Raw genomic sequence first — 24,759 nt, forward strand, 5'->3', positions numbered from 1 at the left:
ACCCTCCCTATGGGTCTAAAGTAGATTTATGACCGATTGAAAACCTTTGAACGTTTGCCACCGATGGACCGTCAATGGCAAAAATATAAAGACGCTACCGATCAATCTCTCCATTTTTATAAAACGATGTTTTGTTTTTATCAAATCCCATGTTTAAAAATGGAATCACCTTTGCAAAACACCCATGTATTAGGCGATTCATTAAGAAAAAACTAAAAATAACGAATTTCATTTCGTCCTGATTTTTTGTGATTTACATCATGCTTATTCGCTCTTTACACGCCAACGCCAAAGAAAACCGCCATCAATTGACGCAACAAAAGCACATTCTAATTAGGGATATTTTGACGCCCAGAAAGGGCCGCTTGTTAGCGCTTGCTCGTGCTGAGGTAGGTATGATTAATTGAATTATGTAGCACCTTATTAGCACCACTCCGAGGCGTTACTCACCGCCACTAATAATAAAAAATCATGCAATCACAACAGGGAATCATCATGGAAAAAATACTTCGGACACAGGTTATTTACGCTATGTCGCGTCATAACCTACCAGTCGCTCACGTACCAAGCGGCAGCGACGTTTGTTTTGAAACCTGCGACTGTTTCAGCGACCAGATAGCCTCTGAACAAGCCGTATTTAATGAACTGGATTGGAAACATATTAACCCTGCAACGGGTCCAATCTTCGTGGAAAACGCCCAGCCCGGCGATGTGCTGCGCGTAGAGATAAAAAGCATCATCCTGCACAGCCAACAGGCCGTGATGGTCACAGCACCGGGGCTTGGCGTTATCGGCGATGAACTGGTACAGCCACAGATCCGTACCGTACCCATTGAGGACGGTTATGCGCACCTACCCGGAGGCGTTCGCTGGCCGTTAAAACCGATGATTGGGGTGATTGGCGTGGCTCCCTCTGGAGATGAAATATCGTGCGGCACGCCCGATGCACACGGTGGCAATATGGACTGTAAAATCATCACCGAAGGCTGCACGCTGTGGCTGCCGGTGAACGTAGAAGGGGCATTATTCGCCCTCGGTGATTTACATGCCGCCATGGGCGATGGCGAAGTCTCGGTCTGTGGGTTAGAAGTGCCTGGCGAAGTGGTGGTCAATCTGAGCGTGATTAAAGGTCATCCGTTGCCTACACCAATGATGAGCACCGCTGATACCCTATACACGCTGGCCTCCGCCGCAACGTTAGATGAAGCGGCACAGATTGCCACCCGCAATATGGCACACTTTGTCGCTGAACATACCCCCATCTCGCTGGCCGACGCAATTAACCTGCTAAGCATTACCGGCGATCTCCAGATCTGTCAGGTGGTTGATCCATTAAAAACCTGTCGTTTCGCCCTGCCCCGCGCAGTTGCCAACCAACTGAAGCTGACGCTGGAATAGGGGGAACCATGTCTGTAGAACAATTTGGCTATAAACAAGAACTTCACCGAACGCTGACGCTGAAAGATCTGATTATTTACGGCATGATTTTCATGGTTCCTATCGCACCTTTTGGCGTTTTTGGCTACGTGTGGGAAGGGTCGCAGGGGATGGTAGCACTGGCCTATTTGATTGGCATGTTAGCGATGTTCTTCACCGCCATGAGCTACTGGTCAATGTCAAAAGCCTTTCCCGTGTCGGGTTCTGTATATGCGTATGCGCAACGAGGTATCCATGAAACCGTCGGGTTCTTTGCCGGTTGGCTTATTCTGCTAGATTACATTTTGGTGCCATCGCTGCTCTACATCGTTAGCGCCGCTGCGCTCGGCCCGATTTTGCCGGGGATCCCTGCGTGGGTCTGGATCGTCGCCTTTATTGTCATTAATAGCATGATTAATCTGGTCGGCATTCAATTCACCGCCAAAGCTAACCGCTATATCCTGATCGCAGAAATCATTATTCTCGCTATTTTTATTGTAGTGGGACTGGTAGCACTGTACGGCGGAGAAGGAGCCGGTCGTCTAACGCTATCGCCTTTGTACAACGCTGATAAATTCAGCCTACCGCTCGTGATGGGCGCGGTATCCATCGCCGTGCTGTCGTTTCTTGGCTTCGATGGGATCTCCACCCTTTCGGATGAGAGCAAAGGGGGAGCCGATGCGGTCGGCATGGCTTCACTTGGCGCACTGCTGCTGGTTGGTGGGCTGTTTATTCTGCAAACCTGGATTGCCGCTGATTTGGCCTCGGGCAGCACGTTTAACAGTTTAGATACTGCCTTCTACGACACGGCAAATCTGGCGGGTGGCACATGGCTCAAGCAGGCCACAATTTGGGCAACGGCACTATCGTGGGGGATCGCCAATGCGCTGGTGGCACAGGCGGCAATTTCTCGTATTTTGTTTGCCATGGCGCGCGACCGCAAACTGCCTAGAATATTGGCGAAAGTGCATCCACGCTTCAAAACGCCCTACGTGAGTACGCTGCTGGTCGCCGTGATTTCACTAATATCTGGTTTATACTTCAACGGCAGCATCGACAACCTTAGCCGTCTGGTGAATTTCGGTGCGCTGGTCGGGTTCTTCATTCTTCATTTATCGGTAATAAACCACTACATCATCCGCCAGAAATCAACCCAATGGGTGCGGCATCTGCTGCTTCCCGTGGTGGGTTTACTGATTATTGGCTTCGTGATTTATGAAATGGACATTGAAGCAAAAGTGCTCGGTCTAAGCTGGCTGGTTATCGGCATTGTGTATTATTTAGTGCTGCGCGTGGTGCTTAAACGTAGCGTAGATCTGGAGCTCGAGGGGTAAAACCGAGCGTTTAAACATCATTGAGATAACTACCTAAAAAGCGACCAATCGGCCTAATGCTGATCGTTTAAGAGATCGAGATACACGGGGCTAGTACACCGCGGGGCGGTTATGGAACACATCTATGTGTTCCACCCTAGGGGGCAACGCTAAAGCGTTGTTCAACTTTGCTCCCGGCAAAGTTGTCGGCAGCTAAAGCGGCTACGACCCCATCGGTGTACTTCCCCTAAAATCGCGCTTAAGTGACCAGTATTAGCCAATCGGCCGCTTTCATTTAGATACTGATATCTAACAACTCACACATCACGCCATCAGCAGATCATTCACTCGTTTAATAAACAAGTTTGGATCTTCTAAACTACCCCGCTCAGCCAAGAGAGACTGATCCAGCAATAGCTCAATCCACTCGCCAAAGCGCGCTTCGTCCTGCTCATCCGCGGCTCGTTTCACCAATGCGTGATCGGGATTTAGCTCAAAGATGTATTTGATTTCTGGCGCAGCCTGACCCGCAGCAGCAAACAGTTTTGCCATCTGCGTCGTCATTTCATCAGCGTCAGTCGTCACGACGGCCGGCGTTTCAGTCAAACGATGTGTCAGACGAACATCCTTCACGCGGTCGCCCAGCAGTTTTTTCACGCGGTCGACGAACGGTTCTAGCGCCTTTTCAGCCTCTTTCTGCTCGCTGGTTTCTTCATCGGCAAGCCTATCCAAAGATTCATCTTTTTTGCTCACCGACTGGAATGGTTTACCATCAAACTCGGTCAGATAGCTCATCATCCACTCATCGATACGATCGGAAAGCAGCAGAACTTCAATGCCTTTCTTGCGCAGCAATTCTAGATGTGGACTGCTCTTCGCAGCGGCATAGCTGTCAGCAGTGATGTAATAAATCTTCTCTTGGCCTTCCACCATACGACTGATGTAGTCAGTCAGAGAAACATTCTGGATCGCGCTGTCGTTATGCGTTGAAGCAAAGCGTAGCAGTTTGGCTATCGCCTCAGCGTTGCCGCCATCTTCTGCTGGGCCTTCTTTCAGCACTAAGCCAAATTGCTGCCAGAATTTCTGATACTTCTCAGCATCGTCTTTGGCCAGTTTATCCAGCATTTGCAATACACGCTTGGTCAGCGCGGCGCGCAGACTTTGAGTAACGCGGCTATCTTGCAAAATCTCACGCGAAACGTTCAGCGGCAGATCGTTGGAATCTATCAGACCCCGTACAAAACGCAGGTAATTTGGCATGAACTGTTCAGCGTCATCCATAATGAATACGCGCTGGACATACAGCTTCAGACCATGCTTGTGATCGCGGTTGAACAAATCCCAAGGAGCCTGTGCAGGAATGTATAGCAGGCTGGTGTATTCCTGCTTACCTTCAACGCGATTGTGGCTCCAGGTCACAGGATCGGTAAAATCATGCGCAATGTGCTTATAGAACTCTTTGTACTCTTCGTCTGTAACTTCAGACTTGGTACGCGTCCACAGAGCCTGTGCTTTGTTGATTTTCTCCCACTTCTGCTCGCCGTCTTCACCTTCGGTGGTCAGAATCTCTACTGGCAAGGCAATGTGGTCAGAGTATTTGCTAATGATATTACGCAAGCGCCAATCATCAAGGAACTCATCTTCGCCTTCGCGCAGATGCAGGGTGATTTCAGTACCGCGCTCGACCTTCTCGATATCGGCAATGGTGTAATCACCTTCCCCTTCGGACTCCCAGAAAACAGCCTGATCTGCGTTGACACCGGCTGAACGGGTACGAACGGTCACTTTATCTGCCACGATGAACGCAGAATAGAAGCCGACGCCAAACTGTCCAATCAGTTGGCTATCTTTAGCCTGATCGGAACCCATTGATTCCAGAAACGCTTTGGTTCCTGATTTAGCGATAGTCCCCAAATTGTCGATAACTTCATCACGGGTCATACCGATGCCATTATCGCTCAGGGTCAAAGTGCGGTTTTCTTTATCCGCAGAAATACGTACGTGCAGATTGCCGTCACCCTCATACAAATCTGGGTTAGAAAGCGCACGGAAACGCAGCTTATCCGCGGCGTCAGAGGCGTTGGAAATCAGCTCACGCAAAAAGATTTCTTTGTTTGAATAGAGTGAGTGGATCATCAAATGCAGAAGCTGTTTGACTTCTGACTGGAAGCCACGGGTTTCTTGGCCTTTCATAGTTTTGCTTTTACCTCAGTTGATTGCACTCAGACAAAAAATGTTAACAGGTAAAAAATGGGGATGGGATGTTGAAATTCAAGGGTAAAAAATAAATGGAGAAGAAAAGAAGTGCGGCGTGTAATCCAGATCACTTTAATCCGTGATGGATCACACGCCGATTTTGCGCAGCCGGTTAGAACCTCACCGGATTACGTCCAGCCAGAGAGTGTGACAACGTGGTGCCGTCAACCATCTCCAGCTCGCCGCCAACCGGTACACCATGAGCAATACGTGTCGCTAGCACACCGTGTGCGCTACACATCTCTGCAATATAGTTGGCCGTTGCTTCGCCTTCAACCGTTGGGTTAGTCGCCAAAATCACCTCGGTGAGCGGCTCCTGCCCCAAACGTTCTTCCAAGCGATCCAGACCGATATCCTGCGGGCCAATTCCGTCTAACGGAGACAGATGCCCCATCAAAACAAAATAGCGGCCGGAGAATTGACCCGTTTGCTCTATTGCATGAATATCCGCTGGACTCTCCACCACACAGATTTGTCCGTTCTCTTTGCGACGAGAATTAGAACAAATCGTACAGATATCCTGCTCAGTGAAAGTACGACAGTCTTCACAATGACCAATTTCAGACATTGCTCTAGTCAACGCCTGCGCCAAACGCATCCCACCGCTGCGATCGCGCTGCAGCATGTGGAATGCCATGCGCTGCGCCGATTTCGGGCCAACGCCCGGCAGGCAGCGCAGCGCTTCCATTAATGATTCAAGAAGCGGGCTGGTTTGCATCAGAATGGCATCTTAAAGCCCGGCGGCAACTGCATACCGCTGGAAACTGAAGCCATTTTCTCTTTCTGGGTTTCTTCAATACGGCGAGCCGCGTCGTTGAAAGCCGCTGCGATCAGGTCTTCCAGCATCTCTTTGTCGTCTTCCATCAGGCTTGGATCGATTTCGATACGACGGCAGTTATGTGCACCGTTAATGGTCACTTTTACCAAACCCGCGCCAGATTCACCGGTAACTTCCAGTTGAGCGATTTCTTCCTGCACTTTCGCCATTTTGTCTTGCATTTGCTGGGCTTGCTTCATCAGGTTGCCCAATCCGCCTTTACCAAACATAGTGTTCTCTCTTTGCGTGGGGCTGCGTCGGCATCATGCTGACACAGCAGTTAAACAGGGCGGATGCTCTCTTCATCCAGTTCGGCGTCAAAGAAACGTCGCAAAGTCTGGATGTTGCTATCCGCAGCAATCGACTGGCGAGCCTGCGCCAGTTTTTCTTCGTAAATCGTCTGCCGCCATTCCAGCGGCGTCAGTCGCTCTGGGTTATCGTCTTCGATAATCGTCAGCTCAACCGGACGACCATAATGTTCACTCAGCGCCTGAGACAAAGTCTGTTGCGCAGAAGCGGAGTTTAAATGACGTTGCGAAGAACGTAAATGCAGAAGCACCTTGCCCTCTTCTGCTGGCTCACGAAACGCATTCAACGCCAACTGTTGAACCAGCTTAGGTAAACGCAGCTGATTCAACTCCGCCGCCCATTCATCACGAGTCAACGACTCCTCGGCCAGCTTTGCCGCCAGCTCAGGCGTTTTTTCATATTCCAGCGCGGTCCGCAACGCTTTCGGCGTGGCGATCTCCTCGCGCTTGGCCTCTACCGCTTTCGTCTGTGCTTTCCAGCGATAGGCCTCTTTTTTTAGCGGTTTGGTTTCTGCTGCCGCAGCCTGACGCTGCTGGCTACGCTCCGTCACTGATGCCAAACGCTCCAGTGCTGAGCTTGCCGGCCGCGCGGTGACTGGCGCTGCCGGCTCATTCTTTTTTGGGTCAGTACCCCCACCCGTTTTTTGACGTAGCTGACTTCTAGCCTGTAACAGCTGAGCCGTTGCGTCAGATAAACCAGTAGGTTTTGCCGTTGAACGCACCGGTGCTGCTTCTTGAGGCTGGAATTGCCCCGCAGGCGGCATGCCTTGCATATCGGGTGCCGAATGCTGTGTCGGCATATAGCTAGATGGCGCCGCCGATGCGGTACTGTGCACAGGCATACTTGGCAGTGCGGTCTGAGGTGCCGCCACTGGCTCAGCAATCACCTCTTTTGGGTGAAAAGCCAACGCGCGCAGCAACGTCATTTCCACCCCCATGCGTCGGTCTGGCGCATAGGTCAATTCTTTGCGACCGGTCAGCAACACCTGATAGAACAACTGCAGATCTGAAGGTGGCAGCGTACGTGCGAGCTCGCGTAAACGCTGCTCAACGGAAATATAATGGCTATCCAACGCATTTGGCAGCAGTTGTAACATCGCAATACGGTGCAGCAACGTCAGGGTTTCAATCAGTAGATTTTCCCAATCCACGCCGCGCGAAGCCGCTTGCTCAACCAGTGCCATCACCTTTTCGCCATCGGCATCCACCAGCGCTTCAATGATCGCCAGAGGCTGCTCATCATCCAGTGTGCCAAGCATCTGCCCTACGGTTTCAGCAGTGATTTGGCCTAATCCCATCGCGATCGCCTGATCGGTCAGGCTAAGCGCATCACGCATACTGCCTTCGGCAGCACGCGCTAACAGTTGCAGAGCGCGTGGCTCGGCGGTGAATCCTTCCGCCGTAGAGATCTTTTCCAACTGGGTGCGAATTTGCTCAACGTCTAATGCTTTAAGATGGAACTGTAAGCATCGAGATAAAATTGTCACCGGCAGCTTTTGCGGATCGGTGGTAGCCAGCAGGAATTTGACGTGCGGAGGTGGCTCTTCCAACGTTTTCAACAGCGCATTGAAACTGTGACGGGAGAGCATGTGCACTTCGTCAATCAGATAGACCTTGAAGCGACCACGCGCCGGTGCGTACTGTACGTTGTCCAGCAGGTCACGCGTATCTTCAACTTTAGTACGCGACGCCGCATCAATTTCTAGCAGGTCGACAAAACGTCCTTGCTCGATTTCACGGCAGTTATCGCATACGCCACACGGCGTAGAAGTGATGCCCGTCTCGCAGTTCAGTCCTTTCGCCAACAGGCGTGCAATGCTGGTTTTACCCACGCCGCGAGTACCGGAAAACAGATAGGCGTGGTGAATACGCCCTAAGGAAAGGCCGTTGGCTAGCGCGGTCAGAACATGTTCCTGACCCACGACGTCAGAAAACGTTTGTGGACGCCACTTACGGGCAAGTACCTGATAGCTCATTGATACTCATCATTGATTTGTAAGGGGTAATTTCAGTATGACTGCAAAAACCGCGATGCTGATCGGGGTTATCATATACCGACCGGGGTTCACTCCGTTTACCTACGCTCTGATTTCTAGACAGAGACATATAGTTGAATCATATGTGGAGGCAAACAGAACAATCTCAACTATTGATTAGCTTAGCCGCATTTGAGGGCGACATATTCGGTTATTGTAACAGTAGCTTTATGCTGATTCCTAATTACTTTCAGACAAACAAGCGCGAAGTCGCGGCGCCAGCGAAGAGAAAAAGCCTCCGTCGCCAAGATGATAAAATGCAAAAGCCCCGCATTCGCGAGGCTTGGTATCTGTTCTTAGTCGGGGGCTTATCCGCAGAAATTAATGGCCGGAGAAGTCTACCAGACTATAACAGTTGATCCCTTGAGCCGTCAGGCGCGCTTCGCCACCCAAGTCAGGTAAATCAATAATAAATGCGGCATCAGTAACCACGCCACCTAAACGACGGATCAGTTTGACCGTGGCTTCGATGGTGCCGCCGGTAGCCAGCAGATCGTCAACAACCAGAACGTTATCGCCCGGCTGAATGGCATCCTGATGGATTTCCAGCGTGTCGGTGCCGTATTCCAATTCGTAGCTTTCACTCAGGGTCGCACGCGGGAGTTTGCCCGGCTTACGCACAGGAACAAAACCTACGCCAAGCGCCAGTGCAACAGGCGCACCAAACAGGAAACCACGAGCTTCAGTACCCACGACTTTAGTGACACCCGCATGGCGGTAGCGTTCAACCAGAAGCTCGATGCTCAGCGCATAAGCCTTTGGGTCTTCCAGCATGCTAGTGACATCACGGAACAAAATCCCTGGTTTTGGGTAGTCCGGGATGGTTTTAATGCTTTCTCTAAGGAATTCGATTTGTTGTGCTGTAGCGGTCATAAAATTGTTGCCTGATAAAACAGCGGGTCCGGGCTAACGCAAGCCACCTGAACTTCCCCCGATGCGTAACCTGTCTTTTCAGGTCAACGAAATTCGGATATAGAAACAAGGGACAGGGAGGTAACCCGCGCACGAAAACGCTCAAATCTATTGAAACTGGCGAAAAAATGCAACTGAAGAGTTTAGTTCACGGCGTTTTTTGTTGCTCTGCATCAATAACCGGCAGACGCCACATAAAGAATAGCAGGCCAGTTAAAATAACCAGCAACAAAATACGCACCCACCACAGATTCACCAACCACAATGAAAGCGCGAACGTCAGAATAATGAAAACAATCGCCTTTGGCTTAGCTCCTGATGGCAAACCTCGATGCTCTTGCCAGTGACGCAAATAGCCGCCAAACCAAGAGTTATACAGCAGCCAACGGTGAAAGCGTGGTGATGAGCGGGAAAAACACCAAGCCGCAACCAACAAAAACGGCGTTGTCGGTAGCAAGGGCAGCACAGCCCCTAAACAGGCGAGAGCAAAAGCTGTCCATCCTAAAATAATGAGTAATAAACGTTGCATGGTGTATCTTGCCCTATCCCCTGCGGCTCCAGTACCATTCGATGTTACACGAGCTGCGTACTTAAAGTCATTGGCGATACCCGCCCCAGCAATTAACTCAACCAAAGCAATCACCGTTAAGGCTCACTGATGTCAAGCCAGCAGCTTCTGCAAATTCTAGATCAACGAATAACTCAACTGGAACTGGCGCTGAAAAACAGCAGCTATATGCCCACCTACCAGCCACGTTTTGATCGCGCGCTGTTTGCCTGTACAGAAACAGGACTAAAAGACTATTTGCAGGAACTGCAGCGCAATTTCTCTCGGCTCTCTGATGAAGTAGCACGCAATCATCCGCAGCAGGTCAGCTTCTTGGCTGAGCGAGTGGTGGTACAGATTGGAGCCCTCCAGCGCGAGCTCGCAACGCAGCAATTACGCCGTCAGGACAGAAAAAAACGGCGCTCTCCCCTATCGATTCTACAGCAACAATTGGTAGAAACACGCGGGTACGAGCAGCGTCTAAACGATATGCTATATGAGCGTGAAAGTCAGTTAGGTCAATGCCAAACGCTAGTGCAGCAACAAGGGATCCAGCAAGAGCTGGTTGCCCTGGAGGCTCGTCTTAGCCGCTGTCGTCAGGCGTTGAAAAAAATTGAACACCAAATAGAGCAACTGGAGCTCGGGTTTTCCTAAAATTCTGAAAATATTATATATAGATAGAAAATAATTCTCTTCATCTTATAAACCAATAGAATGAGCCAGCACGCAATATTCGTTTAAGGGAGAAGAAAAATGGGCATCATTTCTTGGATTATTCTGGGTCTCATCGTGGGTATTCTCGCCAAATGGTTCATGCCGGGTAAAGACGGTGGCGGTTTCTTTATGACGGTAATTCTGGGGATTGCCGGTGCGTTAGTCGGTGGCTACATCAGCGCGTTCTTCGGCTTGGGTACAGTCACCGGCTTTAACATAGGTAGCCTGATCATTTCAATTTTAGGTGCTATGCTGCTGCTGTTCATCTATCGCAAGCTGAAAAACTAAGGAATCGAAATGTCGCTCGAGAACGCCGCCGCTGAAGTACAGCTCGCTGTAGATTTAATCTATCTGCTGGAAAGTAACGACCTCGACCCCGAAGTGGTCTTAGCGGCCTTGGAAATAGTGAAAAGCGACTATGAATCAAAGTTAGCGTTAAAACATAGTCAGGCCGTTTTTCCACTCAGCAACTCGTAATGTCTTGAGCCTTATTAATAGGGAGTGGCTAGCTCCCTATTATATTCGCAACGACTTACGCCAGTGATTCACCACCAGCGCTACCGTCCAAGTCTTTTTTGACCACCTGCACCTCTTTACCTTCCTGATTATGCAAATACACTTCCAACTGATTGAAAGCAATATTGATATCATTCTCACGGCATAGCTGATCAATACGGCGGTTAAGTTCGTCGACGGTATAACTACGGTCACGCAGCTCGCGCACATACAAGCGCAACTCATGATCTAACGTGCTGGCACCAAACGCCAAAAAAAATACCTGCGGCTCAGGGTCGGTCATGACGCGTGGATTTTCCTTGGCCGCTTGTAATAGTACCTTTTTCACTTTGTCCAGATCAGATCCATAGGCAACCCCCACTTTTATCAGCACTCGCGTGGTGGTATCGGACAGTGACCAGTTAATCAGCCTCTCGGTAACAAAGGCTTTGTTGGGGATGATGACCTCTTTGCGATCAAAGTCGGTGATCGTCGTAGCACGAATTCGAATTCGGCTTACCGTGCCCGAAAATGTCCCAATAGTTATGGTGTCTCCGATACGGATCGGACGTTCAAATAAAATAATCAGGCCCGAAATAAAGTTACCGAAAATCTCCTGTAGACCGAAGCCTAGCCCGACGGATAGGCCAGCGGCGAGAAATTGCAGTTTGTCCCACGATACGCCAAGCGAGCTAAAGAAAATAAGCGTTCCTATCACGATGATGAGATAGGTCAGTACCGTGGTAATTGCGTAAGAGGAGCCCTGTCGCATCTGGAGGCGAGAAAGCACTAGCACCTCTAACAAGCCTGGCAAGTTACGCGTCAGTACATAGGCAATAACCACCGATAGCAGCGCGAACAATACGCTGCCCAACGTGACCGCCTGTAATGACTGGCTCGCCCCAGAACCACTGCTGTAATGCCATAAAGTGATGCTATCGAGATAAGAGATAACCGTCACCAAATCTGACCAAATCCAATACAGTACGGTACCGAAAATCAGGAACAGAACCATGGTAGTCAAACGCAGAGACTGACTGTTGATTTGGTCGATAGCCAGCGGTGGCTCTTCGACAGGTTCAAGGCCTTCAGCCCCTTCTCTCGCCACGTTTTGCTGACGACGAGCCAGAGCGCGTCGATAGGCTAAGCGTCGCGCCGCCACGCTCAAACCTCGGATCGCGGAAGAATAGATGACGGTCCAGAAAATCATCAGATACAGGCTATCCAGCCAGCGGATCCCTAAACTGAGCGCCGTATACAGATAACCGAAAGCAGTTAGAACCATCAGCACTAACGGCGTTAATGCGAGCAGTGTCACCATGATTAAACGCACGGTGTGAGAATTCTTCTCTCGCCATGCATCACGGCAGATAGGAAACACAAAAGCTGAGATTAGCCCTAATGTGATCAGTACTACCACCTGACCAATAACATCTTCGCTCAAGCGCAGAGGGGCTTTTTCTCCCAGTACACACCAGAAAATGAGTGGGATCAGAACTACACCGACCCGCCGAGTCACGCGGCGATAGTGGGCACACAACAACGGAGAAAGATTAAAGTGTTTTTCCGATACGCCTCCCGGTTCAAGCAGGCGATAGGTTGTTGTGATAAACATCCAAAACATCGCAAACTGCAGCGACAGCGACCATAAAAAGTTATTAATACTGATATCTGAGCGATAGCACCAAAAGCCGAATGCTAGAATTAATAACGTTCCCGGTAAGCCCTTAAGCATGGTGAGACCAATCGCTTTGGGCGTATGTAATTGCGTATCGCGTTTAAGCTGCCCGACTTCGTTGCCCAATTTCTCCAGCAGTTCATCTATTTTGTGATAACGCCAGCGGAAAAGACCAAAAAGCACGAGCAGAGGAACGAGCACAAACATCGAATTAAGTGCGCCTTCAGCTAAAGCCCCTGGCTTGAGATCAAAATGCAGCGAATGAGATTGCCCCTTCAGAGCACTGGGTAAGTCAATGAACCAGTTGAGATTCATTGGCTTATTACTGCTTACCCAAAAAATTTGCTGAGTCAGCGTATGCTGAAGATACTCATTCACACTCAGCAATTGCTGCTGGTTGATTTGCAAACTTATTGCCAAGGTGAGCTGGCTGCCCAACTGTTTATTCAGTTGATCCAGTAGCTCACGGCGTGCATCAACAATATCTTCAAGCGCACTGACAACGTCATCAGAAGGCTTTTCTTTGCTTTGGCTGATCAGCTGTGTAACGTAATCATTGCCCTGATAAAGCGCATCACGCTTTTCATTAATATCGAACTGTTCTAAACGTAGATCGGCAATCTGCTCGGCAACGTTATTGGTCAGTTTTTCCGTAGGCAGATTTTGCTGCTGCTGATACAAAATGCGGGACAACAATAAACTGCCTTTTAACACCGTAATCTGCTCTTTCAGATTGCGTTCGGCCTGTAGAGAACGATCGAGCCAATTCTTAATACGAATATTTTCCTGCACCAACGCGTTCACGCCTTCGGTCGCCTCAATCAGCCGTTTACTCAGTTGACGGTTGATATCGAGTTCTTGACCAATAATGGGATCGTGCTGGATGTCCTGAGTGGCATCGTCAGGATTTTGCGCTTCTTGCGCCGTTTTCTCCGACAGGGTTAGACGCTTACCGTTTTCCACTTCGCGCACCAACTGAACCATACGCTCTAGTTGGTTAATGCGCGCATTGGCATAGTCACGTTGCTTCTGTAGAGAATCTTGTAATGCGGTATTCGCCGAGAGGCTCTGACGCTGGTAATCAAGCGACATGTTCAGCATTGTCATCTGCGTATTCAGCATGTTTTGTTGCGTAGTGCGCATATTACTCGGATCAGAGAGCGCATTACGGATCTGCTGGATCTGCTGCGACGTCTCCATCATGCTGCTTTGCGCACGTTCTGGCTGAGTCTGCAGAGAAATAAGCTGGCTGTTAAAGTTGGCTAAATCTTCCTGTGCGCTCTGCAATGCATCCAGAGTGCTCCCCATTTTGTTTTCTAACTGGCGTAGCGTCAGAGTAGAAAGTGAGGTGCGCGTGATCGCTTCGCTATCAGCCTGCCGGATGGAGTCTAGACCATTGAGAGCCTGATTTAATTTAACCGGTGCCTGCTGAACCTGCTGTTTTAGCTGTTGGTTTTCCTGTTTGAGACGATCTATGCCGTCAAGAAATTCGAGCGTACGGTTCAAATCCTGCTGCGCAAGTTTCTCTCCCGGGGAAAGTGTTTTTTGTTTGTTCAGCGCATCGAGCTGGCTCTGAACTTCAGCGCGCGTCAATATATCGCCGTTGAGCGCCAAGGCATAACTAGGGGTTAAAAGTGCCAGTATGCTGAAGAGCAACGCAACCAGATAGAACTGAGGACGCCAAGCAAACTGAGCAGGACGAAATTTGATACGGCCAGCCATCATGGGAATAAATCATCTAACAAGAGGAGTGATTAGCGTAGCACGAAGATATTCAGACAATGAATAGGGAAAAGGAGAAAACAAAATCTATTTTTGTGGTGCTTAGTAAGCCGAAAATTAAGGACGATATCTCTGTGGAAATAAAACGCATATCGTCCAGTACGTCAGCAAAAATTAAGATCAGAAAGTGAGCACCTTATCGGCAGCCAGAGTCCACTGTGCCAATTCAACCAAAGTACCAATTTCTACCCCGTCAATCAGTGGCAAAGCGCTAATACCACGCCCATCGGCGCAAGTTTTACAGAGTTTAAATGGCACTTGCTGGGCCGTTAGAATCTCAATCATCTGCTGAAGGTTATACCCTTCGTGAGGTTTTTGGCCTGCCAAGCCAGATGTTACCGCATCAGACATTAAAAATACTTTCAGTTCGATATCGCCCTGCTGCTCTTTCATCGCGATAGCTAAACGCAGCGCATTAAACAAAGACTCTTGGCCATATCCAGCCCCGTTGGCGATCAAAACAATTTTTTGCATCATGTTTTCCTTTTATTCAGCGGCGTCATTGCCACCGCACATGCCGGCGCTTCAAACGGCATGCTAACAGCGCCCTTTAACAAATATTCGCTGTACTTGATCATGTCGATAAAGCTGTCGACCATTAGAGACGCTTCTGCTTTAAGATCAAAGCTTTCAGGCATAAAAAGCCAGCTTTCCATTATACCCGTTATATAGGAGCGCATCATTATCGCCGTACGTCGGGTATTCAGTTCAGCAGGCAACTGTTGACACTCGATACAGTTACGTAGCACATTTTCTATACGCTCAAAGTTTTCGAGGTACAGTATCCTGCGAATATCGCGTAAAGAACGCATCTCGCCGACAAATTCGCATTTATGAAATATAATTTCCATCAACGCCTTACGCCGTGGATCGTCAACGGTTGCGACCAAGATATAAATTAGGATTTCGCGCAAAATCCTAAGTGGATTATCTGGGTACTTTGTTTGATACTCTATCTCTAAGTCACTGACTTTTGATTCGGTCAGATCCCAGACCTCATTAAAAAGGTCTACTTTGTTTTTAAAGTGCCAATAGATTGCGCCACGTGTCACACCTGCCGCGTTGGCAATATCCGTAAGCGAGGTTGCTGAAACCCCGCGTGCGGAAAACTCAACTACAGCGGCTTCAAGTATTTGCAGCCGGGTTTCTTGAGCTTGCTCTTTGGTTTTTCGTGCCATGGCGTTATTTTTTTAATGTGCTTTGATTTACATACATTCATGAATGTATGTACCATAACATGCAGTTTTAATTAGCGCAGCAATGGGTTTTCACAAATGATCCAATACCCATTTAATAATCGGACTCTTGAGGTTAAATATGAATAAAAACAGAGGGTTAACGCCTCTGGCGGCCGTGCTAATGCTTTCTGGTAGTTTACTTCTTACAGGATGTAACGACGGGAACGAGCAAAAAGGTCAGCAAAGCGCACCTGAGGTGGGTGTTGTCACGCTGAAAGCTGAGCCGTTGAACATCACCACTGAACTTCCTGGCCGTACGTCTGCATATCGCATCGCAGAAGTTCGTCCACAAGTTGGCGGTATCATCCTTAAGCGTAACTTCGTTGAAGGCAGTGACATTCAGGCCGGTTCTTCCCTGTATCAAATTGATCCAGCGACCTATCAGGCTGCTTATGACAGTGCGCGTGGCGATTTGGCTAAAGCCGAAGCAGCTGCAAACATCGCTCGCCTAACGGTAAATCGCTATAAAACGTTGGTGGGTACTAAGTACATCAGTCAACAAGAATACGATACTGCCGTTGCCGATGCGCGTCAGGCAGATGCCGCTGTAACCGCGGCAAAAGCGGCCGTGGAAACGGCTCGTATTAATCTGGCTTATACCAAAGTCACTTCGCCTATCAACGGACGTATTGGGAAATCCAGCGTTACCGAAGGGGCATTAGTCACATCTAATCAGGCCAATGCTCTGGCAACTGTGCAGCAGTTGGACCCCATTTACGTTGACGTCACTCAGTCAAGTAACGATTTCCTGCGTTTGAAAGAAGAGCTGGCTAACGGCACTTTGGAACAAGAAGGTGGGAAAGCGAAGGTTGAGTTGATTCTGGAGAACGGCCAGAAGTACCCACAGGTTGGCGCTCTGGAATTCTCAGACGTCACCGTCGATGAAAGCACTGGCTCAATCACTATTCGTGCCGTATTCCCTAACCCTAAAGGCGATTTGTTGCCTGGCATGTTTGTGCGCGCTCGTCTGGATGAAGGGATCAAGAACAACGCGCTGTTAGTTCCTCAGCAAGGGGTTACGCGTAACCCTCGTGGTGAAGCGACCGTCATGGTCGTCGGCGCGGACAACAAAGTTGAAAACCGTACCGTGACTGCAGCTCAAGCTATCGGCGATAAGTGGCTGGTAACCGCAGGCTTGAAATCGGGTGACAAAGTCATTGTGACCGGCTTGCAGAAAATCCGTCCAGGTGTGCAAGTGAAAGTAGAAGAAGCCTCTGCAGGGAACGCTTCAACAAAAGATGCGGCAGCCAGCGAACCTAAGAAGTCTTAAGTGATGCTCGTTGCTGATACATTGATAAAAAGGAGCCAGTAATTCATGGCTAAGTTTTTTATAGATCGACCTATATTCGCCTGGGTTATCGCCATCATTATCATGCTGGCCGGTGCGCTAGCGATTATGAAACTACCGGTGGCGCAGTATCCAACGATTGCCCCGCCGGCGGTGTCGATCTCCGCAGTCTACCCTGGTGCTGATGCGCAGACGGTACAGGATACGGTTACCCAGATTATCGAACAGAACATGAACGGTATCGATAATCTGATGTACATGTCCTCTACCAGTGACTCATCTGGTAGCGTGTCGATCACGCTGACGTTCCAGTCTGGTACTGACCCGGATATCGCACAGGTTCAGGTGCAGAACAAATTGCAGCTAGCAACGCCGTTGCTGCCGCAGGAAGTTCAGCAACAAGGGATCAGCGTTGAGAAATCCAGTAGTAGCTTCCTGATGGTTGCAGGCTTTATTTCTGAAGACGGTAGTATGTCTCAGGACGATATCGCCGACTACGTGGCTTCCAACATTAAGGATCCGATCAGCCGCTCCGAAGGCATTGGTGATGTCACCCTGTTTGGTGCCCAGTACGCTATGCGTATCTGGTTAGATCCAAACAAGCTGAACAACTATCAGATGACTCCTCTGGACGTGATCAACCAGATAAAAATCCAGAACAACCAGATTGCGGCTGGCCAATTGGGTGGCGCTCCTCCGGTTCCTGGTCAGCAGTTGAACGCATCAATCATTGCACAAACTCGCTTACAGACTCCGGAAGAATTCGGCAAGATCCTGATGAAGGTTCAACCTGATGGCTCTCGTGTCCTGTTGCGTGACGTCGCGAAGATTGAACTAGGCGGCGAGAACTATAACGTTATCGCTCGCTTTAACGGCAAACCCGCTGCCGGTCTGGGGATTAAACTGGCAACCGGTGCAAACGCGCTGGATGCGGCCGAAGGGGTTAAGAAAGAACTGGCGAAGCTGGAACCGTTCTTCCCTGCCAGTCTGAAAGTGGTGTATCCATACGACACAACGCCATTCGTTAAAATTTCTATTAACGAAGTGGTAAAAACGCTGTTAGAAGCGATCGTATTGGTATTCTTGGTTATGTATTTGTTCTTGCAGAACATTCGCGCAACCTTGATTCCAACGATTGCAGTACCTGTGGTTCTGTTGGGTACCTTTGCGATTCTGTCAGCCTTTGGTTACTCGATAAACACCCTGACGATGTTCGGTATGGTGCTTGCGATAGGGCTATTGGTGGATGACGCCATCGTTGTGGTGGAAAACGTTGAGCGTGTGATGGCCGAAGAGGGCCTACCACCAAAAGAAGCTACCCGTAAGTCGATGGAACAGATCCAGGGCGCGCTGGTGGGTATCGCGATGGTACTGTCGGCAGTATTTATCCCGATGGCGTTCTTTGGTGGCTCAACAGGTGCAATCTATCGTCAGTTCTCTATCACGATTGTTTCCGCAATGGTGTTGTCAGTACTGGTCGCGATGATCCTGACTCCGGCACTGTGTGCCACTATGCTTAAGCCCGTTGAAAAAGGCGGACATGGTAAAACCACCGGCTTCTTCGGTTGGTTTAACAACATGTTTGAAAAGAGCACTGAGCACTACACGAATTCCGTTGCCGGTATTCTGCGTGGTACAGGTCGCTATCTGCTGATCTATCTGGTTATCGTGGTAGGTATGGGCTTACTGTTTGTTCGTATGCCAACCTCCTTCTTACCAGATGAAGATCAGGGTATTGCCCTGACCATGGTTCAGTTGCCAGCCGGTGCCACGCAGGAACGTACCAACAAAGTACTTGCTGAAGTCACCGACTACTTCTTAGACAAAGAGAAAGCTAACGTTCAGTCCGTGTTTACCGTTAGCGGCTTCGGCTTCAGCGGTCAGGGTCAGAACAACGGCTTGGCGTTCGTGAGCTTGAAACCGTGGGATGAGCGTTCTGGTGCCGACAACAAGGTTCCAGCGATTATCGCCCGCGCAACTGGCGCATTCAGTAAGATTAAAGATGGTCTGGTGTTCCCATTCAACCTACCAGCAATTATCGAACTGGGTACGGCAACGGGCTTTGACTTTGAACTTATCGATCAGGCTGGCCTAGGCCATGAAAAACTGACCGAAGCGCGTAATCAGCTGTTAGGAATGGCAGCAGAGCATCCAGATACCGTGGTTCGTGTACGTCCTAACGGTTTGGAAGATACGCCGCAGTTTAAAATTATCGTCGACCAGGAAAAAGCACAGGCCTTAGGTGTCGCTATTTCAGACATCAACCAAACGCTGTCTACTGCGTTAGGGGGCACTTATGTGAACGACTTCATCGACCGCGGTCGTGTGAAGAAGGTTTACGTACAGGCTGATGCGCCATACCGTATGTTGCCGAACGATATCAACAACTACTATGTCCGTGGTGATGCAGGACAGATGGTACCGTTCTCAGCCTTCTCATCCTCAAAATGGGAATATGGTTCGCCTCGTTTGGAACGTTACAACGGCCTGCCATCCATGGAAATCTTAGGGGAAGCTGCACCGGGTAAGAGTACCGGTGAAGCAATGAACCTTATGGAAGAGTTGGTGACTAAGCTGCCTACCGGTATCGGTTATGACTGGACGGGGATGTCTTATCAGGAACGTTTGTCTGGAAACCAGGCTCCGTCACTGTATGCCATCTCGTTGATTGTCGTGTTCCTGTGTCTGGCGGCACTGTATGAGAGCTGGTCAATTCCATTCTCCGTTATGCTGGTGGTTCCACTGGGCGTTATTGGGGCATTATTGGCGGCAACCATGCGCGGTATGAATAACGACGTTTACTTCCAGGTGGGTCTGTTAACCACCATTGGTCTATCAGCGAAGAACGCCATACTTATCGTCGAGTTCGCCAAAGACTTGATGGATAAGGAAGGCAAAGGGCTGATCGAGGCGACGTTAGAATCCGTTCGTATGCGTTTACGTCCGATCCTGATGACATCTCTAGCATTTATGCTCGGGGTTCTCCCATTGGTTATCAGCTCTGGCGCGGGTTCTGGCGCGCAGAACGCAGTAGGTACTGGTGTTATGGGCGGGATGATTTCTGCAACCATCTTGGCCATCTTCTTCGTACCGATGTTCTTCGTTGTGGTTCGTCGCCGCTTTAATCGAAGTGGTGAAGATATCGAACACAGCCATGCCGTTGACCATCAGGTGAAATAATCTTTCTCCTCTCTAAAAGGCCGCAAATGCGGCCTTTTTTACGCCTCTATCACTCCCCGACTAACCGCGAACTCATCCATAGAGCAACAATCCGCTTGCATCAATAAAATATCTGCCGCATAATTATTGTTATGTTATAACATCAATTAAGGCTTGAATAATGAAACCCAACATTCATCCGCACTATCGCACCGTAGTCTTTCATGACACGACGGCTGATGCTTACTACAAGATTGGCTCAACCATTCACTCCGAGCGAGAAATTGAAATGGATGGAGTGAAGTATCCCTACGTCACGCTCGATGTCTCCTCTGCGTCACACGCCTATTACACCGGCAAGCAGAAAGAGTTCTCAAAAGAAGGGAGCGCCGCAAAATTCCAGCAACGCTTTGGTCATTTCATGACGAAGAAAAAATCAGCAGAGGAAAACTAATGCAAGTTCTGAGTTCATTACGTTCGGCCAAACAACGGCACCCTGATTGCAAAATAGTTAAGCGTCACGGTCGCATATTTGTTATTTGCAAATCAAACCCACGCTTCAAAGCAGTACAAGGAGGGAAGAAAAAACGCTAACGCCGACGCACATCGCCTTATCTCAGCCCCGATCATGGGGCTGACGAACTCAGAATCCTCCCAAAGCCTTGCCACAACCAACGGGTGATAGCATCAATAACTCGTTGAAACCACGAAACTATATTGATAGTGACTGACTTAGCACGTCACGACACAAACGGATATCGTAATAAAAGGTAAAATCTTCTTGGATAGACAATTATTTGTGCAATAATCATAAGAGATCGCTAATGTGATTAATCTAATCACAGTTCTGTTTCTTATTGATTCACTTATTCGGTTCCATGACGATAATTAAGTTTAGTGTCTTTGTTGATGTGTTTAAAAAACGCTCAAAACGTATTAATTAAATACTTCTTAACACAAAATATCGCCAACCCCGATGTGCTTTTGCTATGATACTGCGGCCTTCAGTATTGCTCTATGGTTGTAAACTGCTTATCAGATTTATTGTTGTATTATCTAGCAGCATCGACTAATTCGTTGAGACCACGTTAAGCGTGATGGGGGCATGATATGGATGAATATACGTCTTATCAGCACGATATTACGGAGCTGAAATATCTATGTAATATGTTGTACAATCAAGGAATGGATGTTCTGAGCGATAGCCATCATGGCTGGGTCAACGACCCAACAGCAGTGGACAATCTACAACTAAATGAATTAAACGAACATATTGCAAATTTTGGTTTAACATTCAAGATTAAGTATCCAAATGCTTCAGAATTAACTGAAATATTAGATGAGTATCTTGACGAAACATACAGTCTGTTTAGTAATTACAGCATCAACGAACCAGAACTTAAAAAATGGCTTAAAGCAAAAGGCCGTATTTTGCGTTATTTAGCAGGTGAAAAAACCACATCTGCATTAAATTTTAACCTTTAGACGAGGACTCCTTATGACTAAAATTGATTACCTGATGCGTTTGCGCAAGTGCACTACCTTAGACACTCTCGAGCGCGTGATTGAAAAAAATAAGTATGAACTTTCCGACGATGAGCTAGAGACCTTCTACTCTGCGGCAGATCACCGTCTGGCAGAGCTAACGATGAACAAGCTATATGACAAGATCCCAGCGGAAGTGTGGAAGTATGTACGATAATTAAGACGAAAGAGTCATCATTTAAGAAATTATCCTTATTTATTATTTAGTCATTATTGTCATCAATTGGATTATCCATCGATGATTCTCCATTTGTACATGTGTATCTAAGAATAAGTGCTATTGTTTCTGGCACAACAAATGAACGTAGAAAAAGGCCAATATCATTTATATACACTGGCCTCTTTGCTATTTATTACTATTCACCTGATAAATTTGTACTTCGGCTTGTACTTCGGCGTAGCCTGTCGAGATCGACTGCTTTATCCTTAATATCATTAAGCTTGGTTTCAGCGGCTACCTGCCTCATGTCGTTTTTTGCTTTTGGTGATAGGATGCACTTACCACTAAAACAGCCGCCCTTATACTTAACCCTATCTCAGTAAGAGAGCCCCCACCCTCTGAACTATCTCAATTTCTGAGTGTGATAATACTTTCATTTAATATTGATCTGATACGTTATCAACGGTGTCACCTAGGCTCGTTACAGCATTAGCGATTTCTGTAAGACAATAATGTCACCACTGCATGGGCACGCAGGAAAGCTAGACTATCTAGTTTGAGATATCTGGAGTGGAGATTTCGGGACGCAAATACTACCGATGTAGAAGCTTAGAGAAACAAACTGGAGTATTGATTGGCTTTTAGGTCGCCCTAAATGGGTGGAGGCCCTGCCAGCTACATCCCGGCACACACGTCGCCTGCTGCGGCTGCTTCCTTCCGGATCTGACCGAGTTCACAAGTTAGCGTTGCGGGAGAACCAACAGAGCCTCCATTGATGAGCACCTGAGTTAAAACCAAACAACTTCAGTGCGGGGGCATTATCAGTGATGACCGCGCGAAAAGCAAGGCTCTGGCGACCGAACGTCGTTTTATTAAACAACCGTTTTATCCCCCCATTCCTTATGGCAAACTGACCTTAGATAATGGATGACTGAATCAAAAATCTATCCCCTATGCCAAACGATACTCCCCCTGAAGATAATTTTCGCCAACGTGTGTTGATGACTATCCACGCCGTTCCTTATGGAAAAGTGGCCACCTATGGGCAAATTGCCCGCCTTGCGGGGTCATCACGCGCCGCACGGCAGGTTGGCGGTATTCTGCGGAAACTCCCTAAAGGCTCCACACTCCCGTGGTACCGCGTTGTCAACCGCACAGGAAATATCTCACTTGTCGGACCTGACTACATCCGCCAGCGCACCGCCTTGCAGGATGAGGGGGTTACTTTTAATGCCAATGGAGTTATCGATTTAGCTCTTTATGGCTGGGATCCCTCCCAGCCATAAAAAAACCTGCCTCACTGGGCAGGTTTTTAACGTCAGCCAAAGCCAAATAAATCAGTATTAAAGAGGTGATGCGCCTACAGACTTAGGTTTTTCACTCAGAACCGTTGCTGCACCATCAGCAGAAATAGGAACCAGCACCAGATCTTTCTGAGTACCCGCATTATTGTTCACGACTTCATTCAAAGTATCGGTGATAAACACCAAGCGGCCATCAATTTTAATTGCCGCACTCAGATTGATACGCTGATTTGGCTGGATATCCTGTGGGTTATACGGCAGCACAAAGTTGTATGGAGGCTGTTTGCCATCGGTGCGGAATACTTTCTGTGACAGAACGCGCGCTGGCGCATCGGCCAAAGAAACGTCTGCTAAGGTGACAGTCACTTCAGCATTTGGCGGCAGTGCGATACGTTGACGAAGATTAACGCTACCACGTACTGCTGGACCGCTAATCTGCGATGCATCTGCAGTGATTTGATTACCCGGAGCAGGTGTCGGTACGTCAGCAGCATTCGAAGAACAACCCGCTACTGTTGCCGTCATCAAAACACCACCTACAATTTTCCAGAGTTTCATCAGTTCGGTCTCCTTCCTTTTATTTTTGTTGCCGGATGTGGAATATAAAAATGCGATTCACCACAGCCGACATAGGTCACCTAAAGTAGTTTGTTACGCTACGATACTTTATAAGCATGGCATAAACGGCTGACTTTTCCAGTTTTATCTACTTTACATTAACAATTTCAGATAATTGAACCCTCTAAACAAGACTGAAAACGTTAAACGGTTTTGTGGTAATTTCTGCCATAATTACGCAAGCGATGTGCGCTACCCTCCCACATTGCTTACGCACTCTGTTTTCAACACGGATTAATTAGGATCTCATTCATGAGTCAGGCATTAAAAAATTTACTCGATCTGTTAGATCTGGAAAAAATAGAAGAAGGGATCTATCGCGGGCAGAGTGAAGATCTTGGCTTACGTCAGGTTTTTGGTGGTCAGGTCGTCGGACAAGCATTATATGCTGCAAAGCAAACCGTACCTTTGGAACGAAATATTCACTCTTTCCACAGCTATTTCCTACGTCCTGGTGATAGTAGCCAACCCATTATTTACGATGTAGAAAACCTTCGCGACGGCAATAGCTTCAGCGCCCGCCGCGTCAAAGCCGTACAACACGGCAAACCTATTTTCTATATGACAGCCTCTTTCCAAACCGCCGAAGAAGGCTTTGAGCATCAGAACGTGATGCCAGAGGTTCCAGCTCCTGAGTCGTTAAAATCCGAATCAGAAATAGCCAACAGCATGGCGCATTTAATTCCCGAATCCGTACGCGAAAAATTCACCTGCGAAAAGCCGCTGGAGATGCGCCCTGTCACTTTCCATAATCCCTTAATGGGTACGGTTGAAGAACCTATCCGCAACGTCTGGTTCAAGGCTAATGGGGAAATGCCGGACGATCCTCGTATTCATCAGTATTTGCTTGGGTACGCATCTGATTTCAATTTCTTGCCCACAGCGTTACAACCGCACGGTAAAGGTTTTTTAGAACCCGGTATGCAGGTTGCCACGATTGACCACTCAATGTGGTTCCATCGTCCATTCCGTCTAGATGACTGGTTGTTGTACGCCGTTGAAAGTACTTCAGCATCCGGAGCTCGTGGCTTTGTCCGTGGGCAATTCTATAACCGTGCCGGTGAGTTGATTGCGTCTACAGTGCAGGAAGGGGTTATTCGTCAGCGTTCATAATAAGTAAGAACGTAAAAGGGCGCAGTTCATTTTCTGCGCCCTTCTTCCAATAAAACAAAC

At 48.4% G+C, this 24,759-nt stretch carries 23 protein-coding genes and 1 other RNA gene; 13 read left to right on the top strand and 11 right to left on the bottom strand.

Annotated features, from left to right (window positions below):
• The first annotated feature begins 495 nt into the window (after positions 1–495).
• On the top strand, positions 496–1,398 hold the full coding sequence (locus K9N75_RS16180; RefSeq protein WP_130996439.1) for an acetamidase/formamidase family protein: 903 nt from the start codon (positions 496–498) through the stop codon (positions 1,396–1,398).
• Between the two features lie 8 nt (positions 1,399–1,406).
• Positions 1,407–2,750 (top strand): APC family permease, encoded by a 1,344-nt coding sequence (locus K9N75_RS16185; protein WP_224451887.1) that lies wholly within the window; start codon positions 1,407–1,409, stop codon positions 2,748–2,750.
• Between the two features lie 303 nt (positions 2,751–3,053).
• On the opposite strand, the gene htpG is transcribed toward K9N75_RS16185, so the two are convergent.
• The 6 genes from htpG to K9N75_RS16215 form a co-directional block, all read right to left on the bottom strand.
• Entirely contained in the window at positions 3,054–4,922 is a 1,869-nt protein-coding gene (gene htpG / locus K9N75_RS16190) for a molecular chaperone HtpG (protein ID WP_224451888.1), read from the bottom strand.
• Positions 4,923–5,097: 175 nt separating this feature from the next.
• A complete protein-coding gene (gene recR, locus K9N75_RS16195) occupies positions 5,098–5,703 on the bottom strand; it encodes a recombination mediator RecR (protein ID WP_008814242.1) in 606 nt (201 codons plus the stop codon).
• Entirely contained in the window at positions 5,703–6,032 is a 330-nt protein-coding gene (locus K9N75_RS16200) for a YbaB/EbfC family nucleoid-associated protein (RefSeq protein ID WP_004091772.1), read from the bottom strand. Before K9N75_RS16200 ends, recR begins: the two co-directional genes overlap by 1 nt.
• Before the next feature lie 50 nt (positions 6,033–6,082).
• A complete protein-coding gene (dnaX, locus tag K9N75_RS16205; protein WP_008814243.1) occupies positions 6,083–8,086 on the bottom strand; it encodes a DNA polymerase III subunit gamma/tau in 2,004 nt (667 codons plus the stop codon).
• A 381-nt stretch (positions 8,087–8,467) separates the two neighbouring features.
• Positions 8,468–9,019: an adenine phosphoribosyltransferase gene (gene apt / locus K9N75_RS16210; RefSeq protein WP_004091760.1), complete on the bottom strand. Its 552-nt coding sequence runs from the start codon at positions 9,017–9,019 to the stop codon at positions 8,468–8,470.
• A gap of 187 nt (positions 9,020–9,206) precedes the next feature.
• Positions 9,207–9,587 carry a DUF454 family protein gene (locus K9N75_RS16215; RefSeq protein ID WP_174705393.1) on the bottom strand — a complete coding sequence of 127 codons (381 nt, stop codon included), beginning with the start codon at positions 9,585–9,587 and terminating at the stop codon, positions 9,207–9,209.
• Between the two features lie 129 nt (positions 9,588–9,716).
• Between K9N75_RS16215 and priC the strand changes: the two genes are divergently transcribed.
• The 3 genes from priC (at position 9,717) to rsmS (ending at position 10,796) form a co-directional block, all read left to right on the top strand.
• Positions 9,717–10,259 carry a primosomal replication protein PriC gene (gene priC / locus K9N75_RS16220; protein ID WP_224451889.1) on the top strand — a complete coding sequence of 181 codons (543 nt, stop codon included), beginning with the start codon at positions 9,717–9,719 and terminating at the stop codon, positions 10,257–10,259.
• 99 nt (positions 10,260–10,358) lie between these two features.
• Positions 10,359–10,607, top strand: coding sequence for a GlsB/YeaQ/YmgE family stress response membrane protein (locus K9N75_RS16225; RefSeq protein ID WP_008814246.1), 249 nt, complete (start codon positions 10,359–10,361; stop codon positions 10,605–10,607).
• Between the two features lie 9 nt (positions 10,608–10,616).
• Positions 10,617–10,796, top strand: coding sequence for a pleiotropic regulatory protein RsmS (rsmS, locus tag K9N75_RS16230; protein ID WP_224451890.1), 180 nt, complete (start codon positions 10,617–10,619; stop codon positions 10,794–10,796).
• Between the two features lie 55 nt (positions 10,797–10,851).
• On the opposite strand, the gene mscK is transcribed toward rsmS, so the two are convergent.
• From mscK to acrR, 3 genes are all read right to left on the bottom strand, one after another.
• On the bottom strand, positions 10,852–14,217 hold the full coding sequence (mscK, locus tag K9N75_RS16235) for a mechanosensitive channel MscK (protein WP_008814247.1): 3,366 nt from the start codon (positions 14,215–14,217) through the stop codon (positions 10,852–10,854).
• A gap of 177 nt (positions 14,218–14,394) precedes the next feature.
• Positions 14,395–14,748, bottom strand: coding sequence for a DsrE/DsrF/TusD sulfur relay family protein (locus K9N75_RS16240; RefSeq protein ID WP_008814248.1), 354 nt, complete (start codon positions 14,746–14,748; stop codon positions 14,395–14,397).
• Positions 14,748–15,452 (bottom strand): multidrug efflux transporter transcriptional repressor AcrR, encoded by a 705-nt coding sequence (acrR, locus tag K9N75_RS16245; protein WP_008814249.1) that lies wholly within the window; start codon positions 15,450–15,452, stop codon positions 14,748–14,750. Before acrR ends, K9N75_RS16240 begins: the two co-directional genes overlap by 1 nt.
• Before the next feature lie 139 nt (positions 15,453–15,591).
• Between acrR and K9N75_RS16250 the strand changes: the two genes are divergently transcribed.
• From K9N75_RS16250 to K9N75_RS16275, 6 genes are all read left to right on the top strand, one after another.
• Entirely contained in the window at positions 15,592–16,782 is a 1,191-nt protein-coding gene (locus K9N75_RS16250; protein WP_008814250.1) for an efflux RND transporter periplasmic adaptor subunit, read from the top strand.
• Positions 16,783–16,827: 45 nt separating this feature from the next.
• Positions 16,828–19,980, top strand: a complete 3,153-nt coding sequence (locus tag K9N75_RS16255) for a multidrug efflux RND transporter permease subunit AcrB (RefSeq protein ID WP_039188527.1) — start codon at positions 16,828–16,830, stop codon at positions 19,978–19,980.
• 160 nt (positions 19,981–20,140) lie between these two features.
• Positions 20,141–20,413 carry a type B 50S ribosomal protein L31 gene (locus K9N75_RS16260; RefSeq protein ID WP_004091742.1) on the top strand — a complete coding sequence of 91 codons (273 nt, stop codon included), beginning with the start codon at positions 20,141–20,143 and terminating at the stop codon, positions 20,411–20,413.
• Entirely contained in the window at positions 20,413–20,553 is a 141-nt protein-coding gene (gene ykgO, locus K9N75_RS16265; protein WP_020303633.1) for a type B 50S ribosomal protein L36, read from the top strand. The genes K9N75_RS16260 and ykgO overlap by 1 nt, the downstream gene beginning before the upstream one ends.
• Positions 20,554–21,069: 516 nt before the next feature.
• Positions 21,070–21,444: an Hha toxicity modulator TomB gene (gene tomB, locus K9N75_RS16270; protein WP_008814252.1), complete on the top strand. Its 375-nt coding sequence runs from the start codon at positions 21,070–21,072 to the stop codon at positions 21,442–21,444.
• Between the two features lie 13 nt (positions 21,445–21,457).
• Complete coding sequence (locus K9N75_RS16275) at positions 21,458–21,661, top strand: HHA domain-containing protein (protein WP_004091739.1); 204 nt, start codon at positions 21,458–21,460, stop codon at positions 21,659–21,661.
• 669 nt (positions 21,662–22,330) lie between these two features.
• Here K9N75_RS16275 and ffs read toward each other — a convergent pair.
• Positions 22,331–22,427: signal recognition particle sRNA small type (gene ffs, locus K9N75_RS16280), an RNA gene on the bottom strand.
• A gap of 190 nt (positions 22,428–22,617) precedes the next feature.
• On the opposite strand from ffs, the gene K9N75_RS16285 reads away from it, so the two are divergent.
• Positions 22,618–22,950: an MGMT family protein gene (locus tag K9N75_RS16285; RefSeq protein ID WP_224451891.1), complete on the top strand. Its 333-nt coding sequence runs from the start codon at positions 22,618–22,620 to the stop codon at positions 22,948–22,950.
• 57 nt (positions 22,951–23,007) lie between these two features.
• On the opposite strand, the gene K9N75_RS16290 is transcribed toward K9N75_RS16285, so the two are convergent.
• A complete protein-coding gene (locus K9N75_RS16290) occupies positions 23,008–23,526 on the bottom strand; it encodes a YbaY family lipoprotein (protein ID WP_008814254.1) in 519 nt (172 codons plus the stop codon).
• Between the two features lie 312 nt (positions 23,527–23,838).
• Between K9N75_RS16290 and tesB the strand changes: the two genes are divergently transcribed.
• A complete protein-coding gene (tesB, locus tag K9N75_RS16295) occupies positions 23,839–24,699 on the top strand; it encodes an acyl-CoA thioesterase II (RefSeq protein WP_008814255.1) in 861 nt (286 codons plus the stop codon).
• Positions 24,700–24,759: the final 60 nt, after the last annotated feature.

Origin of the sequence: Hafnia paralvei, from assembly GCF_020150375.1 — a bacterium.
Taxonomy (GTDB): Bacteria; Pseudomonadota; Gammaproteobacteria; order Enterobacterales; family Enterobacteriaceae; genus Hafnia; species Hafnia paralvei.

Excerpts from the sequence above, each read along its gene's own strand:
- htpG (WP_224451888.1), bottom strand. The coding sequence starts at position 4,922 with ATGAAAGGCCAAGAAACCCGTGGCTTCCAGTCAGAAGTCAAACAGCTT.
- ykgO (WP_020303633.1), top strand. The coding sequence starts at position 20,413 with ATGCAAGTTCTGAGTTCATTACGTTCGGCCAAACAACGGCACCCTGAT.
- apt (WP_004091760.1), bottom strand. The coding sequence starts at position 9,019 with ATGACCGCTACAGCACAACAAATCGAATTCCTTAGAGAAAGCATTAAA.
- K9N75_RS16275 (WP_004091739.1), top strand. The coding sequence starts at position 21,458 with ATGACTAAAATTGATTACCTGATGCGTTTGCGCAAGTGCACTACCTTA.
- tomB (WP_008814252.1), top strand. The coding sequence starts at position 21,070 with ATGGATGAATATACGTCTTATCAGCACGATATTACGGAGCTGAAATAT.
- K9N75_RS16255 (WP_039188527.1), top strand. The coding sequence starts at position 16,828 with ATGGCTAAGTTTTTTATAGATCGACCTATATTCGCCTGGGTTATCGCC.
- K9N75_RS16240 (WP_008814248.1), bottom strand. The coding sequence starts at position 14,748 with ATGCAAAAAATTGTTTTGATCGCCAACGGGGCTGGATATGGCCAAGAG.
- acrR (WP_008814249.1), bottom strand. The coding sequence starts at position 15,452 with ATGGCACGAAAAACCAAAGAGCAAGCTCAAGAAACCCGGCTGCAAATA.
- dnaX (WP_008814243.1), bottom strand. The coding sequence starts at position 8,086 with ATGAGCTATCAGGTACTTGCCCGTAAGTGGCGTCCACAAACGTTTTCT.
- mscK (WP_008814247.1), bottom strand. The coding sequence starts at position 14,217 with ATGATGGCTGGCCGTATCAAATTTCGTCCTGCTCAGTTTGCTTGGCGT.
- tesB (WP_008814255.1), top strand. The coding sequence starts at position 23,839 with ATGAGTCAGGCATTAAAAAATTTACTCGATCTGTTAGATCTGGAAAAA.
- K9N75_RS16225 (WP_008814246.1), top strand. The coding sequence starts at position 10,359 with ATGGGCATCATTTCTTGGATTATTCTGGGTCTCATCGTGGGTATTCTC.
- K9N75_RS16200 (WP_004091772.1), bottom strand. The coding sequence starts at position 6,032 with ATGTTTGGTAAAGGCGGATTGGGCAACCTGATGAAGCAAGCCCAGCAA.
- priC (WP_224451889.1), top strand. The coding sequence starts at position 9,717 with ATGTCAAGCCAGCAGCTTCTGCAAATTCTAGATCAACGAATAACTCAA.
- K9N75_RS16185 (WP_224451887.1), top strand. The coding sequence starts at position 1,407 with ATGTCTGTAGAACAATTTGGCTATAAACAAGAACTTCACCGAACGCTG.
- K9N75_RS16260 (WP_004091742.1), top strand. The coding sequence starts at position 20,141 with ATGAAACCCAACATTCATCCGCACTATCGCACCGTAGTCTTTCATGAC.
- K9N75_RS16250 (WP_008814250.1), top strand. The coding sequence starts at position 15,592 with ATGAATAAAAACAGAGGGTTAACGCCTCTGGCGGCCGTGCTAATGCTT.
- K9N75_RS16180 (WP_130996439.1), top strand. The coding sequence starts at position 496 with ATGGAAAAAATACTTCGGACACAGGTTATTTACGCTATGTCGCGTCAT.
- K9N75_RS16290 (WP_008814254.1), bottom strand. The coding sequence starts at position 23,526 with ATGAAACTCTGGAAAATTGTAGGTGGTGTTTTGATGACGGCAACAGTA.
- recR (WP_008814242.1), bottom strand. The coding sequence starts at position 5,703 with ATGCAAACCAGCCCGCTTCTTGAATCATTAATGGAAGCGCTGCGCTGC.
- K9N75_RS16215 (WP_174705393.1), bottom strand. The coding sequence starts at position 9,587 with ATGCAACGTTTATTACTCATTATTTTAGGATGGACAGCTTTTGCTCTC.
- K9N75_RS16285 (WP_224451891.1), top strand. The coding sequence starts at position 22,618 with ATGCCAAACGATACTCCCCCTGAAGATAATTTTCGCCAACGTGTGTTG.
- rsmS (WP_224451890.1), top strand. The coding sequence starts at position 10,617 with ATGTCGCTCGAGAACGCCGCCGCTGAAGTACAGCTCGCTGTAGATTTA.